The organism is Kitasatospora sp. NPDC057936, from assembly GCF_042887525.1.
Lineage (GTDB): Bacteria > Actinomycetota > Actinomycetes > Streptomycetales > Streptomycetaceae > Kitasatospora.
The window spans coordinates 62948-78874 of sequence record NZ_JBHVPD010000038.1 but is presented as its reverse complement, the minus strand read 5'-3'; the positions used below and the strand labels follow the sequence as shown (position 1 = coordinate 78874).

Annotated in this window: 16 protein-coding genes; 11 read left to right on the top strand and 5 right to left on the bottom strand. The window is 73.5% G+C overall.

Annotation, left to right across the window (positions count from 1 at the left end; all coding sequences use genetic code 11):
- Positions 1 to 53 precede the first annotated feature (53 nt).
- Positions 54 to 923 (bottom strand): 3-hydroxybutyryl-CoA dehydrogenase, encoded by an 870-nt coding sequence (locus ACFVU9_RS21080; protein WP_380443584.1) that lies wholly within the window; start codon positions 921 to 923, stop codon positions 54 to 56.
- A gap of 307 nt (positions 924 to 1230) precedes the next feature.
- On the opposite strand from ACFVU9_RS21080, the gene ACFVU9_RS21075 reads away from it, so the two are divergent.
- Positions 1231 to 2049: an SDR family NAD(P)-dependent oxidoreductase gene (locus ACFVU9_RS21075; protein ID WP_380443586.1), complete on the top strand. Its 819-nt coding sequence runs from the start codon at positions 1231 to 1233 to the stop codon at positions 2047 to 2049.
- Between the two features lie 29 nt (positions 2050 to 2078).
- Here ACFVU9_RS21075 and ACFVU9_RS21070 read toward each other — a convergent pair whose 3' ends face one another.
- Together ACFVU9_RS21070 and ACFVU9_RS21065 are read right to left on the bottom strand one after the other, a co-directional pair.
- Positions 2079 to 3065 (bottom strand): ketopantoate reductase family protein, encoded by a 987-nt coding sequence (locus ACFVU9_RS21070; RefSeq protein WP_387595326.1) that lies wholly within the window; start codon positions 3063 to 3065, stop codon positions 2079 to 2081.
- Between the two features lie 40 nt (positions 3066 to 3105).
- Positions 3106 to 4017, bottom strand: a complete 912-nt coding sequence (locus tag ACFVU9_RS21065) for a polysaccharide deacetylase family protein (RefSeq protein ID WP_387595323.1) — start codon at positions 4015 to 4017, stop codon at positions 3106 to 3108.
- Positions 4018 to 4254: 237 nt separating this feature from the next.
- On the opposite strand from ACFVU9_RS21065, the gene ACFVU9_RS21060 reads away from it, so the two are divergent.
- Positions 4255 to 5136: an SAM-dependent methyltransferase gene (locus ACFVU9_RS21060; RefSeq protein WP_380443592.1), complete on the top strand. Its 882-nt coding sequence runs from the start codon at positions 4255 to 4257 to the stop codon at positions 5134 to 5136.
- A gap of 144 nt (positions 5137 to 5280) precedes the next feature.
- Positions 5281 to 5826: an HD domain-containing protein gene (locus tag ACFVU9_RS21055; protein WP_380443594.1), complete on the top strand. Its 546-nt coding sequence runs from the start codon at positions 5281 to 5283 to the stop codon at positions 5824 to 5826.
- A gap of 1 nt (position 5827) precedes the next feature.
- Here the strand turns inward: ACFVU9_RS21055 and ACFVU9_RS21050 are convergent, their stop codons facing one another.
- Together ACFVU9_RS21050 and ACFVU9_RS21045 are read right to left on the bottom strand one after the other, a co-directional pair.
- Positions 5828 to 6202 carry an RNA-binding S4 domain-containing protein gene (locus ACFVU9_RS21050; RefSeq protein WP_380507026.1) on the bottom strand — a complete coding sequence of 125 codons (375 nt, stop codon included), beginning with the start codon at positions 6200 to 6202 and terminating at the stop codon, positions 5828 to 5830.
- A 23-nt stretch (positions 6203 to 6225) separates the two neighbouring features.
- Positions 6226 to 6639 (bottom strand): VOC family protein, encoded by a 414-nt coding sequence (locus ACFVU9_RS21045; protein ID WP_380443598.1) that lies wholly within the window; start codon positions 6637 to 6639, stop codon positions 6226 to 6228.
- A gap of 84 nt (positions 6640 to 6723) precedes the next feature.
- Between ACFVU9_RS21045 and ACFVU9_RS21040 the strand changes: the two genes are divergently transcribed.
- The 8 genes from ACFVU9_RS21040 to argH all read left to right on the top strand — a co-directional run bounded on the left by ACFVU9_RS21040 (position 6724) and on the right by argH (position 15891).
- A complete protein-coding gene (locus ACFVU9_RS21040) occupies positions 6724 to 7926 on the top strand; it encodes a methyltransferase (protein WP_387595318.1) in 1203 nt (400 codons plus the stop codon).
- A gap of 104 nt (positions 7927 to 8030) precedes the next feature.
- On the top strand, positions 8031 to 9059 hold the full coding sequence (argC, locus tag ACFVU9_RS21035) for an N-acetyl-gamma-glutamyl-phosphate reductase (RefSeq protein ID WP_387595315.1): 1029 nt from the start codon (positions 8031 to 8033) through the stop codon (positions 9057 to 9059).
- A gap of 23 nt (positions 9060 to 9082) precedes the next feature.
- A complete protein-coding gene (argJ, locus tag ACFVU9_RS21030; RefSeq protein ID WP_387595331.1) occupies positions 9083 to 10243 on the top strand; it encodes a bifunctional glutamate N-acetyltransferase/amino-acid acetyltransferase ArgJ in 1161 nt (386 codons plus the stop codon).
- Positions 10244 to 10357: 114 nt separating this feature from the next.
- Positions 10358 to 11290 carry an acetylglutamate kinase gene (argB, locus tag ACFVU9_RS21025; protein WP_380443604.1) on the top strand — a complete coding sequence of 311 codons (933 nt, stop codon included), beginning with the start codon at positions 10358 to 10360 and terminating at the stop codon, positions 11288 to 11290.
- Positions 11287 to 12498, top strand: a complete 1212-nt coding sequence (locus ACFVU9_RS21020; RefSeq protein ID WP_380443606.1) for an acetylornithine transaminase — start codon at positions 11287 to 11289, stop codon at positions 12496 to 12498. The genes argB and ACFVU9_RS21020 overlap by 4 nt, the downstream gene beginning before the upstream one ends.
- 17 nt (positions 12499 to 12515) lie before the next feature.
- The gene (locus ACFVU9_RS21015; RefSeq protein WP_329928713.1) at positions 12516 to 13064 is read left to right on the top strand and encodes an arginine repressor; all 549 of its coding nucleotides are present in this window, start codon (positions 12516 to 12518) and stop codon (positions 13062 to 13064) included.
- Positions 13065 to 13221: 157 nt separating this feature from the next.
- Complete coding sequence (locus ACFVU9_RS21010; protein WP_380443608.1) at positions 13222 to 14415, top strand: argininosuccinate synthase; 1194 nt, start codon at positions 13222 to 13224, stop codon at positions 14413 to 14415.
- A 51-nt stretch (positions 14416 to 14466) separates the two neighbouring features.
- Complete coding sequence (argH, locus tag ACFVU9_RS21005) at positions 14467 to 15891, top strand: argininosuccinate lyase (RefSeq protein WP_387595310.1); 1425 nt, start codon at positions 14467 to 14469, stop codon at positions 15889 to 15891.
- Positions 15892 to 15927: the final 36 nt, after the last annotated feature.

Genomic DNA, 15927 nt, shown 5'->3' with positions numbered 1-15927 from the left:
CCCGCACCGGAGATCCGGTGCGGGCGCGCCCCTTCGTGCGGCGGCCGGACGGCTCAGACGCTCGCGGTGTAGTCGTAGAAGCCGCGGCCGGACTTGCGGCCGAGCAGACCGGCGTCGACCATCCGGGACAGCAGCGGGGGAGCGGCGTACAGCGGCTCCTTGTACTCGTCGTACATCGACTCGGCGATCGACACGATGGTGTCCAGGCCGATCAGGTCGCACAGCCGCAGCGGGCCCATCGGGTGGGCGCAGCCGGCCTCCATGCCCTTGTCGATGTCGGAGGCGGTGGCCACGCCCGACTCGAACATCCGCACCGCGGACAGCAGGTACGGCACCAGCAGGGCGTTGACGACGAAGCCGGCCCGGTCGCGGGCGCGGATCGGCTCCTTGCCGAGCACCTCGGTGGCGAAGGCCTCGACCCGCTCGGTGGTGGCGCCCGAGGTGGTCAGGGTCGGGATGACCTCGACCAGCTTCTGCACCGGCGCCGGGTTGAAGAAGTGCAGACCGATGACCTGCTCGGGCCGCGAGGTGGCGGCGGCCAGCTTGACGATCGGGATCGACGAGGTGTTGGAGGCGAGGATCGCGTCGCGGCGCTGGACCACCTGGTCCAGGGTCTGGAAGATCTGGACCTTGATGTCCTCGCGCTCGGCGACCGCCTCGACGACCAGGTCGCGGTCGGCGAAGTCGGCCAGGTCGGTGGTGAAGGACAGCCGGGCCAGGGCCTCGTCCCGCTGCTCGGGCGCCAGCTTGCCGCGCTTGACCGCCGTCTCCAGGGAGTTGGTCAGCCGGGTGCGGCCGAACTCCAGGGCCTCCCCGCTGGCCTCCGACACCAGGACGTCCAGCCCGGCCCGGGCGAAGACCTCCGCGATGCCCGACCCCATCAGGCCGCAGCCGATCACTCCGACGCGCGCGATGTCACTCACTAGTTGCCCTTCGGTGGTGCTGGGGGTCGCCCAGCGACAGGTGGCCCAGCGTGGCGCTGGTCGGCCCAGCGGTGCTGCTGGACTACGGGCCGGTGTGCCGGAATGGGTGCACCGGTGCACCGTCCCGACGACGTTACTACTCCCTACCGGCCAGTAGGTCACCCCCTCCCCGGCCCGGTGCCGCGCCCGGCACCACGCACCCGAACGGGTGACGGCGCTCCGCCCGCCCGTGCGCCCGGACCCGCGGCCGCCCGGCGCCCGACAGAATGCCGCAGACGGGGGCCGGGGACGGACGAGGGAGCGCGCAGTGCCGACGGGATCGCTCACGGGGCAGGTCGCCCTGGTCACCGGAGCCGGCCGCGGGATCGGCCGCGAGATCGCCATCGGGCTCGCCGCCGAGGGCATGGCCGTCGGCCTGGTCGGCCGCACCCACGCGACGCTCACCGACACGCTCAAGGAGTGCGTCCGGCACGGCTCGCGCGGCGTCGCCGTGACGGCCGACGTCACCCGCCCCGGCTCGGTGCGCGAGGCCGTCCGGCTCGTCGAGCGCGACCTCGGCCCGGTCGACCTGCTGGTCAACAACGCCGGGCAGGTGGACCGCACCGAGGCCCCGATCTGGGAGACCGACCCCAACCAGTGGTGGCAGGTCGTCGAGACCAACCTGCGCGGCCCCTACAACCTCCTGCGCTGCGTCCTGCCCGGCATGGTCGAGCGCCGCCGCGGCCGCGTCGTCAACCTCAACTCCGGCTTCGCGCTGCGCCCGGACGGTCACTACACCGCGTACGCGACGTCCAAGGGCGCGCTGCTCAAGCTCTCCGACAACATGGCGGACTCGCTCGCCGAGCACGGCGTCGTCGTGCTCGACATCAGCCCCGGTGCGGTGGCCACCGACATGACGGCCGGGATGCCGATGTTCCGGGACATGAAGGCCTGGGGCTCGATCCCGTACATGGTCGCGGTCACCGTCGACGCGGCGCGGGGCCGGTTCGACGCGCTGCACGGACGCTTCATCCACGCCGGGCGCGACGACCTGGCGGAGCTCGTCCGCCGCGCGGAGGAGATCCGCGGGACGGACGCGAGGACGCTGCGGCTGCGCCCGTACAAGGACGACGACCCGATGGCCTGAGGCCTTCGGCGGCCCGCCCGGGGCCGGGCTCAGACCGCGGCGAGCTCCTCGTCGGTCAGGCTGCCCGGCGCCCGGCCGGTGCGGGCGAACTCCTCGGCCAGCCGCTGGAACGCCTCGTTGGCCGGCGTCGGCACCCCGTGCAGCCGTCCGAGCAGCACGATCTCGCCGTTCAGGTAGTCCGTCTCGATCGAGCCCGCCCCGCGCGCCAGGCTCTGCCAGGTCGAGCTGCCGCCGCGCGGGGCCCCCTCGACCGGCTCGATCCGCAGCGTCGCGTCGACCAGCCGGACCATCTCCTCCGGGTCGTGGTGCGCGATCCCGGCGGCGGCCAGCACGGCCGCGCCCTCCGCCGCCAGGCGCCGGTACAGTCCGCGGCGCAGCTCGCCCTCGTACGGGCCGGCGACGGCGTTCAGGGCGTTGCCGAGGTTGCCGAGCAGCTTGGTGTACTTCCAGCCCATCACGTCGGCCTCGACCGGGGCGCTGAAGCCCGCCCGCTCCAGGTCCGCGGCGATCCGGGCGGCCCGCCCGCCGGCGCCCGCCGGGTAGGCGCCGATCCGCAGCACCCCGCTGACGGGCGTGCCGCCGGCGCTGACCCGCCCCGGCTCCAGGTGGGTGGACGGCATCCAGACGCACACCGCCAGCACCTCGCGGAAGCGGCGCAGCGCGAGCCGCTCGTTCTCCACGCCGTTCTGCGCGCACACCACCGGCAGCCGCTCGCCCGCCGTGCCGCCGCCGGCGACCGGGCGCGGCGCCCACGCGGCCAGCGCGCCGGCGGTGTCCTGCGTCTTGACGGCGAGCACCAGGACGTCGTCCGGGCGCAGCTCCAGCTCCTCCGGCCCGGACACGGCCGGGACCGGCAGCGTCCGGGTGCCGTCCGGTGCGCCGAACGTCAGCCCGTGCTCGCGCAGCGCCGCGAAGTGCGCTCCCCGCGCGACCAGCACGACGTCGCGCCCGCTCTCGTGCAGCCGGGCACCGATCGTTCCGCCGACCGCGCCCGCCCCGATGATGATGTAGCGCATGCGCGAAGCATGGCACGCCGGTGGTGCGCCGGGGGCCGGGTCAGGCGCAGAGCTGACTGGCGGTCACCGGGCCGAGGCCGGCCTTGGCGAGGCCGTCCAGGATGGCCGGCAGGGCGTCCACGGTGCACTGGTGGCCCATGTGCAGCGCGACCACCGAGCCGCCGCGCACCGAGTTGAGGACCCGCCGCTGCAGCTCGGCGGCGGACGGGTCGGCGTAGTCGCGCGGGTCCACGTCGAAGGAGAGCACGTGCTCGTAGCCGACGGCCTTCGCCTGCTCGCGCACCATCGGCGTCGCGTACTGGGCGGCGGACGGGCGGAACCAGCGGCCGATCGAGCCGGTGAGGCGCTGCAGCCGCTCCGCGCACTGGGCGATCTCGGCACGGGCCTGGTCCGGGCTCATCGCGGAGATGTTGAGGTGGTTCTGGGTGTGGTTGCCCAGCTCGTGGCCGCCGTCGAGGATGCGCCGGGCCATCTGCGGCTGCTGGTCGAGCCAGCTGCCGACGGCCATGACGGTCAGCTTGGCGCCGCGCTGCTCGGCGATCTCCAGCAGGGCGGTGGCGAGCTTGGGGTCGCCGCTGCCGTGGAACGTCAGTGCCACGTTCTTGCCGGTGCGCGGCCCGTACGCGACCTCCAGCGGGGTGCCGGGGGCGAGCGGCGGCAGCACGGGCGGGGCGGGCGGCGCGGTGGCGGCGTCGGGGGCCGCGGTGGCGGTGGGCTGCGGCGCGGCCGGATCGGGGGAGGCCGGGCCCTCGCCGCCGTTCCACGCGGGGTCCGTGGTGTGCTGCGGATCGCCGTGCTGCTGCGGGTCGACGTTGCCCGGGTGCACGGCGAGCGAGCCCGGGTCGGCGCGGCGGGGCGCGCCGCTCCCGCACGCGGTGAGGACCCCGCCGGCGGCGGAGAGGGCGGCGAGTTTGGCGGCGGTGCGCAGTACGGCGCGGCGATCGGCAGTCATCGGCAGCCAGCATAGAGACGACGCGCCGGGGCGGCGATCCGGGAACACGCGCGTTGACACCCTGTTTGACGTGCACACACACCTCTCGGTGGGGGCTGCGTAAACCTGAACTCGCCGTGTTTCCACGGCGTGTCGTCGGATACGATCCGGTCGCACCGCGTGCTACGGGGGCGGGGCACCACCGCGGCGGGGCGTTCCCGCCGCGGGAAGCGCAGTGAGCAATGGGGGCGGAACGACATGCACGAGGACACGGCGGACACGGCGACCGGCGGTTCGGACTGGGACTGGGTCGGGGCGGAGGACTGGCAGCCGCCGACCGAGCTCGACACCGGGATACCCCACACCGCCCGGATGTACGACTACTACCTGGGCGGCAAGGACAACTTCGAGGCCGACCGCAAGGCCGCCGAGGCCGCCATCGCCGCCTACCCGGCGCTGCCGCTGCTGGCCCGCACCAACCGGGAATTCCTCGGCCGCGCGGTCGAGTTCGCGGCCGGCCGGGGCATCCGGCAGTTCGTCGACATCGGCACCGGCATCCCCGCCGCGGGCTCGACCAGCGAGGTCGCGCGGAAGGTCGCCCCGGACGCGCACGTCGTGTACGTCGACAACGACCCGATCGTCGCCACCCACGCCCGCGCGCTGCTGGCCGGCCACCCCGCCGGGCACACCTCGGTCATCGAGGCCGACCTGCGCGACCCCGAGGCGATCCTCGGCCACCCGGCCCTGCGCGCCGCCGTCGACCTGGCCGAGCCGGTCGCGCTGATGCTGGTGGCCGTCCTGCACTTCGTCCGCGACGAGGAGGGCGCGCAGAAGATCGTCGCCACCCTGCGCGACGCGCTCGCCCCCGGCAGCGCCCTGATCCTCTCCCACGGCAGCCCCGACTTCGCCTCGCGGCAGAGCGTGGACGAGGGCGCCCGCATCTACAAGGGCGCGAGCGCCCCGCTGGTGCTGCGTCCGCGCGCGAGCGTCGAACCCTTCTTCGGCGACTTCGAGTTCGCCGGCCCCGGCCTCGTCCAGCTCCCGCTCTGGCGCCCCACCGCCGGCCACGTCTCCACCACCGACCTCCCCGAAGGCTGGCAGGACGTGTCCGCGTACGCGGGCGTCGCGTTCAAGAAATAGCCGTCTCCCCGAGCACCTCCGCAGGTCGGATCGCGGGCGGGCCCCGGCACCCCCCTCCCGGCGCCGGGACCCTCCCGCACTCACTGCTCCGCACACTAGACGGCAGCACTGACAACGCCTCACCCGTACGGGTTAGCCTGCGGCGTGACCCCAGCACTGCCGCCCCTGCCCCCGGCCGTCGTCGACCTCCTGGACGCCCTCGACGCCCCGCCCCGGCTGCGCGCGCATCTCGCGCTCGTCCACGAAGTCGCCGTGACGATCGCCGACCACTGCGCCGCCACCGGCCTGGACCTCGACCGCGAGGCGCTGCTGTACGGCGCCGCCACCCACGACATCGGCAAGACCGTCCACCCCGAGGAGCTCTCCGGCCCCGGCTCGGCCCACGAGCCCGCCGGCCACGCACTGCTGCGCGAGCGCGGCGTCCCCGAGCGGCTGGCCCGCTTCGCCCGCAGCCACGCCAGCTGGGGCGAGCCGGGCGTCACCGTCGAGGAGCTGCTGGTCGGCCTGGCCGACAAGGCGTGGAAGAACAGCCGGGTCCGCGACCTGGAGGACCGCGTGGTCGAGCGCCTCGCGACCGCCACCGGCCGCGCGCCCTGGGAGGTGTTCCTCGACCTCGACGACCTGCTCACCCGGATCGGCGACGACGCCCCGCGCCGGCTCGCCGTGCAGGCCGCGTACCCCGTCCGGTAGCTCAGCGCCCGCGCAGCTCGTCGAGGTCGCGGCGCTCGCGCTTGGTGGGGCGTCCGGCGCCGCGGTCGCGCTCGAAGAACGGGGCGACGAGCTCGCGCGGCGGGCGGGGCGGGCTCTGGTCGGTGAGGCACTCGGCCGCCACGGACGCCCCGACCCGCTTGCGGATCGGTTTGCGCACCACGACGACCCGCTCGTACCCCTCCTCGCGGACCCGCACCTCGTCGCCCGCCCGCAGCGGCTGGGCCGGCTTGGCCCGCTCGCCGTTCACGCGGACGTGCCCCGCCCGGCAGGCGGCCGCCGCCAGCGCGCGCGTCTTCACGAGCCGGACCGACCAGATCCAGCTGTCCACGCGGACGCTTCCCTCGTCTTCAGCCATTCCGGAAGTCTAGGACCATGGCTCTATGCAGCGCGTACGGCCGCCGGCGCCTCCTGGACGGCCCAGCCGTTCCCGTCCGGATCGTTGAAGAACACGAACGAGTTCCAGGCCTCGCCGTGCCCGTTCACCCGCACCCCGGCCTCGAAGTGCTGCACCGGGCTGACCTCCACGCCGCGCGCCGCCAGTTCGGCGTGCGCCTTGTCGATGTCCGCCACCACCAGCTGCAGGCCCTTGACGGACCCGGGCGGTGCCTCGATCACGCCCTTGCCGACGACGATCGAGCACCGGGAGCCCGGTGGCGTCAGCTGCACCACCCGGACCCCGTCGCGCAGCCGGGTGTCGTGATCGACGGTGAAGCCGGCCTGCTCCTCGTAGAACACCTTCGCGCGGTCCACGTCCGCCACCGGGAGCACGACCACTTCGAGCTTCCAGTCCATCGCCCTCACCCCTCTCGGTCGGGGCTCTTCCAGTATCCGTCCGAATCCGTTCCCCGTCGGCTCGTCGGCTAGCCTGAGAAGACGATGAATCCCCAGAGCACGCCCGCCGCCACAGCGCCGTTCACCACCCCGTTCGGCACCTTCGACCTCACCAGGTACCCCGAGGACCCGCGCGAGCGGCTGCGCGCCTGGGACGCCGCCGACGAGTACCTGCTGCGCCACCTCGCCGGCGAGGCCGACAGCGCCGGCGGCACCGCCACCGAGCTGGCCGGCCTCCGGGTCGCCGTCCTCGGCGACCGCTGGGGCGCCCTGGCCACCGCGCTGGCCGCGCACCGGCCCGTGCAGATCGGTGACTCCCACCTCGGCCGCGAGGCCACCCGCGCCAACCTCGCCCGCGCCGGCGCCCCCGCCGACCCGGAGCGGCTGCTCACCACCCGGGACACCCCGCCGGAGCGGATCGACGTCCTGCTGGTGCGCGTCCCCAAGAGCCTCGCCCTGCTGGAGGACCAGCTGCACCGGCTCGCCCCCGCCGTCCACCCCGGCACGGTGGTGATCGGCACGGGCATGGTCACCGAGATCCACACCTCCACCCTCGAACTCTTCGAGAAGGTCCTCGGCCCCACCCGCACCTCGCTGGCTGTCCGCAAGGCCCGGCTGATCTTCTGCACCCCTGACCCGGCGCTCGACCCCGGCCCCAGCCCGTGGCCGCACCGCTACGCCCTGCCCGCCGACATCGGCCCGGTCTCCGGGCGCACGGTCGTCAACCACGCCGGCACCTTCTGCGCCGAGCGCCTCGACATCGGCACCCGCTTCTTCCTCGGCCACCTGCCGGTCCCCGCCCCCGGCGACCGGGTGGTCGACCTGGGCTGCGGCAACGGCGTGGTCGGCACCGCCGCCGCCCTGGCGGGCCCGGGCGCCGAACTGCTCTTCGTCGACGAGTCCCACCAGGCCGTCGCCTCCGCCGAGGAGACGTTCCGGGCGAACCTCGGCACCGAGGCCAGGGCCGAGTTCCTGACGGCGGACGCGCTCGCGCCCGGGGTGATCGCCCCCGGCTCGGTGGACCTCGTCCTGAACAACCCCCCGTTCCACTCGCACCAGGCGACCACCGACGCCACCGCGTGGCGGATGTTCACCGGCGCCCGCCGCGCCCTGCGCCCGGGTGGCGAGCTCTGGGTGGTCGGCAACCGCCACCTCGGCTACCACGTCAAGCTGCGCCGCCTGTTCGGCAACTGCCAACTCGTGGCCGGGAACCCCAAGTTCGTGGTGCTGCGAGCCGTCAGGCGCTGAGCCCGGCCGACCACCCGCCGGTCCCGGCGGGTGGTCTCCGCACATACTCCTTGCATGAATGTTCCGTGCTGCGTATATTCATGCCACGACCAAGGAGGAACGCCATGGCATTGCGAGTCGCCGTCGCCGGCGCGAGCGGATACGCGGGCGGCGAGGTGCTGCGCCTGCTGCTCGGCCACCCCGAGATGGAGATCGGGGCGCTGACCGGCGGCTCGAACGCCGGTACGAGGCTGGGTGCGCTGCAGCCGCACCTGATCCCCCTCGCCGACCGTGTCCTGGAGCCCACCACCCCCGAGGTGCTGGCCGACCACGACGTGGTGTTCCTCGCGCTGCCGCACGGCCAGTCCGCGGCGGTCGCCGAGGCGCTCGGCCCGAACGTGCTGGTCGTCGACTGCGGCGCCGACTTCCGGCTCAAGGCCGCCGCCGACTGGGAGCAGTTCTACGGCTCCGCGCACGCCGGCACCTGGCCCTACGGCCTGCCCGAACTTCCCGGCCACCGGGCCGCGTTGAAGGGCAGCAACCGGATCGCCGTGCCCGGCTGCTACCCGACGGCCGTCTCGCTCGCGCTGTTCCCGGCCTACGCCGCCGGGCTCGCCGAGCCCGAGGCCGTCGTGGTCGCCGCCTCCGGCACCTCCGGCGCGGGCAAGGCGGCCAAGACGCACCTGCTCGGCAGCGAGGTCATGGGCAACGTGAGCCCGTACGGCGTCGGCGGCGTGCACCGGCACACCCCCGAGATGGCGCAGAACCTCAGCCCGCTCGCGGGCGAGCCGGTCACCGTCTCCTTCACGCCCACGCTCGTCCCGATGCCGCGCGGCATCCTCGCGACCTGCTCCGCCAAGGCCCGCCCCGGCGTGACGGCCGAGGGCCTGCGCGCCGCCTACGCCGAGGCGTACGGGACCGAGCCGTTCGTCCACCTGCTGCCCGAGGGCCAGTGGCCGCAGACCAGCAGCGTGTACGGCGCCAACACCGCCCTCGTCCAGGTCGCCCTGGACCCGGCCGCCGGGCGGATCATCGCGATCAGCGCGATCGACAACCTCGTCAAGGGCACCGCCGGCGGCGCGGTGCAGAGCATGAACATCGCCCTCGGCCTGCCCGAGGACATGGGCCTTCCCCTGAACGGAGTCGCACCGTGACCAGTCCCGCCGTGACCAGTCCTGTGGGCGTCGGAGTGACGGCCGCCAAGGGCTTCCGCGCCGCCGGGGTCACCGCCGGCATCAAGGCCTCCGGCACCCCTGACCTCGCCCTCGTCGTCAACGACGGCCCCTCGTTCGCCGCCGCCGGAGTGTTCACCGCGAACCGCGTCAAGGCCGCGCCCGTCCTGTGGTCCGAGCAGGTCCTCAAGGGTGGCCTGGTCTCCGCCGTCGTCCTCAACTCCGGTGGCGCCAACGCCTGCACCGGCCCGCTCGGCTTCCAGGACACCCACGCCACCGCCGAGAAGGCGGCCGAGGAGCTGAAGGTCAACGCGGCCGAGGTCGCCGTCGCCTCCACCGGCCTGATCGGCGTCCGCCTGCCGATGGACATCCTGCTGCCCGGCGTCGCCCTGGCCGCCCAGGAGCTCAGCGCGACCGGCGGCGAGGCCGCCGCGATCGCCATCAAGACCACCGACACCGTCCACAAGACCGCCCAGGTCACCAGCCCGGCCGGCTGGACGGTCGGCGGCATGGCCAAGGGCGCGGGCATGCTCGCCCCGAGCCTCGCCACCATGCTGGTCGTGCTCACCACCGACGCCGTCGCCGACGCCGCCGCCCTCGACGCGGCCCTGCGCGGCGCCACCCGCACCACCTTCGACCGGATCGACTCCGACGGCTGCATGTCGACCAACGACACCGTGCTGCTGCTCGCCTCCGGCGCCTGCGCCGTCACCCCGGACGCGGCCGAGTTCGCCGAGGCCGTCCGCACCGTCAGCGCCGACCTCGCCCGCCAGCTGATCTCCGACGCCGAGGGCGCGAGCAAGGACATCCGGATCGACGTCACCGGCGCCGCCACCGAGGACGAGGCCGTCGACGTCGCCCGCACGATCGGCCGCAACAACCTGCTCAAGTGCGCCATCCACGGCGAGGACCCCAACTGGGGCCGGGTGCTGGCCGCGATCGGCACCACCAGCGCCGCCTTCGACCCCGACGCGCTGGACGTCGCCATCAACGGCGTCTGGGTCTGCAAGGACGGCGGCGTCGGCGAGGACCGCGACCTCGTGGACATGAGCGGCCGGGACGTCGTCATCACCGCGAACCTCAACGCCGGTACGGCGAGCGCCTCGCTGTGGACCAACGACCTGACGGCCGACTACGTTCACGAGAACAGCGCCTACTCGACCTGACCGGCGTCACTTCGCCCACGCCATCCTGGTCCGCGCAACCCGAGCCGCGGCATCCGTTCCGCGCCATCCTCCCCAGCCTCTGGCCGGGGGGACCCCCATCGACGAGGGAAACCCGTGCAGATCGCACCCAAGGGCGAACAGGCCCGCAACAACACCGCGTTGCCGAAGGCCATAACGCTGATCGAGGCGCTGCCGTGGCTGGAGCGCTTCCACGGCAAGACCGTCGTGATCAAGTTCGGCGGCAACGCGATGGTCGACGACAGCCTCAAGGCGGCCTTCGCCCAGGACGTCGTCTTCCTCCGCTACGCCGGCCTGCACCCCGTCGTCGTGCACGGCGGCGGCCCGCAGATCAGCGCCCAGCTGGACAAGCTCGGCCTGGAGTCCAGCTTCACCAACGGCCTGCGCGTCACCACCCCCGAGACCATGGACGTCGTCCGGATGGTGCTCGCCGGGCAGGTGCAGCGCGAACTGGTCGGCCTGCTCAACGAGCACGGCCCGTTCGCCGTCGGCATGACCGGCGAGGACGCGCACACCATGACGGCCGTCAAGCGCTACGCGGTGGTGGACGGCGAGCAGGTCGACATCGGCCTGGTCGGCGACATCGTCAACATCGAGGCCGGCGCGGTGAAGGCGCTCATCGCCGACGGCCGCATCCCGGTCATCTCCTCGATCGCGCGCGGCACCGACGGCCACGTCTACAACATCAACGCCGACACCGCCGCCTCCGCCCTCGCGGTCGCGCTCGGCGCCGAGATGCTGGTCGTCCTCACCGACGTCGAGGGCCTGTACAAGGACTGGCCCGACTCCGACGACGTGATCAGCCAGCTCGGCGCAAGCGAGCTGGAGGCGCTGCTGCCCGGCCTGGCCAGCGGCATGCTCCCCAAGATGGAGGGCTGCCTGCGCGCCGTCCGCTCCGGCGTGGGCACCGCCAGGGTGCTGGACGGCCGGGTGCCGCACAGCCTCCTGCTGGAGATCTTCACCGACGAGGGCATCGGCACGATGGTCGTGCCGGACGACGAACCGACCGTGACCGGGGGACTGGCATGACGCACAACGAGCAGCTCGCCGAGCGCTGGCAGCACGCCTTCACCGACAACTACGGCACCCCGCGCATCCCGCTGGTCCGCGGCGAGGGCGCCAAGCTGTGGGACGCGGACGGCAAGCAGTACACCGACCTGCTCGGCGGCATCGCCGTCAACGCCCTCGGCACCGCCCACCCGGCCGTCGTCGAGGCCGTGAGCCGGCAGATCGCCACCCTCGGCCACGTCTCCAACCTCTTCATGGCCGAGCCGACCATCGCCCTCGCCGAGCGGCTGCTGGAGCTGGACGGCCGCGAGGGCGGCCGGGTGTTCTTCTGCAACTCCGGCGCCGAGGCCAACGAGGCCGCGTTCAAGATCAGCCGCCGCACCGGCCGCACCCACCTGGTCGCCCTGGAGGGCGGCTTCCACGGCCGGACGATGGGCGCGCTCGCGCTCACCGGCCAGCCCGCCAAGCAGGACCCGTTCCGCCCGCTGCCCGGCGACGTCACCCACGTCCCGTTCGGCGACGTCGAGGCGCTGCGCGCGGCCGTCACCACCGAGACCGCCGCCGTCTTCCTGGAGCCCATCCAGGGCGAGAACGGCGCGATCCCGCTGCCCGAGGGCTACCTGCTCGCCGCGCGCGAGATCACCCGGGCCACCGGCACGCTGCTCGTCCTGGACGAGATCCAGACCGGCGTCGGCCGCACCGGGCACTGGTTCGCCCACCAGGCCGTCGAGGGCGTCGAGCCGGACGTCGTCACCCTCGCCAAGGCGCTCGGCGGCGGCCTGCCGATGGGCGCGGTGCTCGCCTTCGGGCCGGCCGCCGAGCTGCTCACCCCGGGCCAGCACGGCACCACGTTCGGCGGCAACCCGGTGGCCGCGGCGGCCGGGCTCGCGGTGCTCGACACGATCGAGTCCGAGGGCCTGCTGGAGCACGTCCGCAAGATCGGCGACCGGCTGCGCCAGGGCGTCGAGGCGCTCGGCGACCCGCTGGTCTCGCACGTGCGCGGCGCCGGCCTGCTGCTCGGCATCGTGCTCACCGAGCCGGTGTCCGCGCAGGTCCAGGCCGTCGCGCAGGAGGCCGGGTTCCTGGTCAACGCCGCCGTCCCGGACGCCGTCCGGCTCGTTCCGCCGCTCGTGCTGACCGAGCAGGAGGCGGACGCCTTCCTCGCGGCGCTGCCCGGCATCCTCCGATCGGTGCGCGAGGGCGCCCCGGCCGATGCGAGCCGACGGTAGTCCGGGAGAATAATCACATGACCGCTTCCAACCCCGGCCCGTCCGCCGCCGGCCCGACGCCGCAGGTGCCGCAGACCCGCACCGCGCGCCACCGCCGGATCGTGGACCTGCTCACCCGCCAGCCCGTGCGCTCGCAGAGCCAGCTCGCCAAGCTGCTCGCCGACGACGGACTCGTGGTGACCCAGGCCACCCTCTCCCGGGACCTGGACGAGCTGGGCGCGGTCAAGATCCGCAACCGGGACGGCGCGCTCATCTACGCCGTCCCGGCCGAGGGCGGGGACCGCACGCCGCGCGCCCCGATGGGGGAGTCGGCCAGCGAGGGCCGGATGGCCCGGCTGGCCGGCGAGCTCATGGTCTCCGCCACCGCCTCCGGCAACCTGGTCGTGCTGCGCACGCCGCCGGGCGCCGCGCAGTTCCTCGCCTCGGCGATCGACCAGGCCGAGGTGTTCGAGATCATCGGCACGATCGCGGGCGACGACACCGTCCTGCTGATCAGCCGGGACCCGTCCGGCGGGCAGGCGCTCGCCGACCACCTCATGCAACTCGCCCAGGCGAAGGCGCAGTAACGCGTCCGACCCCGCACGACCCGCGCAGGACCCCTCAGCCCCGGCCGGTGGAGCACTCCACCGGCCGGGGTTTTGTGTTTCATACGGCGTAGTGCATACTTATGCCCATCGCCGCAAACCTGTACGGCCCCGAACGTGGAGTTGAGAGGAGAAAGCCGTGACCGAGCGCGTCATACTCGCCTACTCGGGCGGACTGGACACGTCCGTCTGCATCGGCTGGATCGCCGAGGAGACGGGCGCGGAGGTCATCGCCGTCGCCGTCGACGTCGGCCAGGGCGGCGAGGACCTCGACGTCATCCGTCAGCGCGCGCTGGACTGCGGCGCCGTCGAGGCCGAGGTCGCGGACGCCCGGGACGAGTTCGCCGACGAGTACTGCCTGCCCGCCATCAAGGCCAACGCGCTCTACCAGGGCCAGTACCCGCTGGTCTCCGCGCTCTCCCGGCCGGTCATCGTCAAGCACCTGGCCGCCGCCGCGAAGAAGCACGGCGCCACCACCGTCGCCCACGGCTGCACCGGCAAGGGCAACGACCAGGTCCGCTTCGAGGTCGGCATCAACTCCCTGGCCCCCGGCCTCAGGTGCATCGCCCCGGTCCGCGACTACGCGATGACCCGGGACAAGGCCATCGCCTTCGCCGAGGCCAAGGGCCTGCCGATCGCCACCACCAAGAAGTCGCCGTACTCGATCGACCAGAACGTCTTCGGGCGGGCCGTCGAGACCGGCTTCCTGGAGGACATCTGGAACGCCCCGATCGAGGACGTCTACGAGTACACGCAGGACCCGGCCGCCCCGCGCGAGGCCGACGAGGTCGTCATCACCTTCGAGGCCGGCGTCCCGGTCGCGATCGACGGCCGCAAGGTCACCGTCCTGGAGGCCGTCGAGGAGCTCAACCGGCGGGCGGGCGCCCAGGGCGTCGGCCGGCTGGACCTGGTCGAGGACCGGCTGGTCGGCATCAAGTCCCGGGAGATCTACGAGGCCCCCGGCGCGATCGCCCTGATCACCGCCCACCAGGCCCTGGAGAACGTCACCGTCGAGCGCGAACTCGCCCGCTACAAGCGGCAGGTGGAGCAGCGCTGGGCCGAACTCGTCTACGACGGCCTCTGGTTCTCCCCGCTCAAGCGCGCGCTGGACGGCTTCGTCGACGAGGCCAACCGGTACGTCTGCGGCGACATCCGGATGGTGCTGCACGGCGGCCGGGCCGTCGTCAACGGCCGCAAGTCCGACCAGTCGCTGTACGACTTCAACCTCGCCACGTACGACACCGGCGACACCTTCGACCAGTCGATGTCCAAGGGCTTCATCGAGATCTTCGGGATGTCCTCGAAGCTCGCCGCCCGCCGCGACCTCGCCTGACCCGCCCCGCTAGAGTCCCCCAACACCCGTACCCCGTAAGGAGCCCACGCGATGACCGCCGACCAGAACGCCGACGTCCGCCTCTGGGGCGCGCGCTTCGCCGACGGCCCGTCCGAGGCCCTGGCCAAGCTCTCCGCCTCGGTCCACTTCGACTGGCGCCTCGCGCCCTACGACATCGCCGGTTCCAAGGCCCACGCCCGGGTCCTGCACAAGGCCGGCCTGCTCAGCGCCGAGGAACTCGCCGGCATGCTGGCCGGTCTCGACCAGTTGCTAGCCGACGTCCGGGCCGGTACCTTCACCGGCACCGTCGCCGACGAGGACGTCCACACCGCCCTGGAGCGCGGGCTGCTGGAGCGGCTCGGCGCCGAGCTCGGCGGCAAGCTGCGGGCCGGACGCTCCCGCAACGACCAGATCGCCACGCTGTTCCGGATGTACCTGCGGGACCACGCGAAGACCATCGGCGGACTGCTCCTGGACCTCCAGCACGCCCTGGTCGGGCTGGCCGAGGCGCACCCCGACACCGCGATGCCGGGCCGCACCCACCTCCAGCACGCCCAGCCCGTCCTCTTCGCCCACCACGTCCTCGCGCACGTGCAGGCCCTCGGCCGGGACGCCGAGCGGCTGCGCCAGTGGGACGCCCGCACCGCCGTCTCGCCGTACGGCTCCGGGGCGCTGGCCGGCTCCTCGCTCGGCCTCGACCCGCAGGCCGTCGCCGCCGACCTCGGTTTCGAGGGCGGCTCGGTCGGCAACTCCATCGACGGCACGGCCTCGCGCGACTTCGTCGCCGAGTTCGCGTTCGTGACCGCGATGATCGGCATCAACCTCTCCCGCATCGCGGAGGAGGTGATCATCTGGAACACCAAGGAGTTCGGCTTCATCACGCTGCACGACGCCTTCTCCACCGGTTCCTCGATCATGCCGCAGAAGAAGAACCCGGACATCGCCGAGCTCGCCCGCGGCAAGTCCGGCCGCCTGATCGGCAACCTGACCGGCCTGCTGGCCACCCTCAAGGCGCTGCCGCTCGCCTACAACCGGGACCTCCAGGAGGACAAGGAGCCGGTCTTCGACTCCTGCGACACGCTGGAGGTGCTGCTGCCCGCGTTCACCGGGATGATGGCCACCCTCACCGTGCACCGGGAGCGGCTGGAGGAGCTGGCCCCGGCCGGCTTCTCGCTCGCCACCGACATCGCCGAGTGGCTGGTCAAGCAGGGCGTGCCGTTCCGGGTCGCGCACGAGGTGGCCGGCGCCTGCGTGAAGGTGTGCGAGGCGCAGGGCATCGAGCTGTCGGACCTGACGGACGAGCAGTTCGCGTCGATCTCCGCGCACCTGACGCCCGAGGTCCGGTCGGTCCTCAGCGTCCACGGCGCGATCGCGTCCCGCAACGGGCGCGGCGGCACGGCGCCGTCCGCGGTGGCCGTGCAGCTTGGCGAGGTCAAGGCGGACCTGGCGGTCCAGCAGGAGTGGGTCCAGGGCTGACTCCTGGTGCAGTGGGGGAGGGGCGCGGCGGACGGA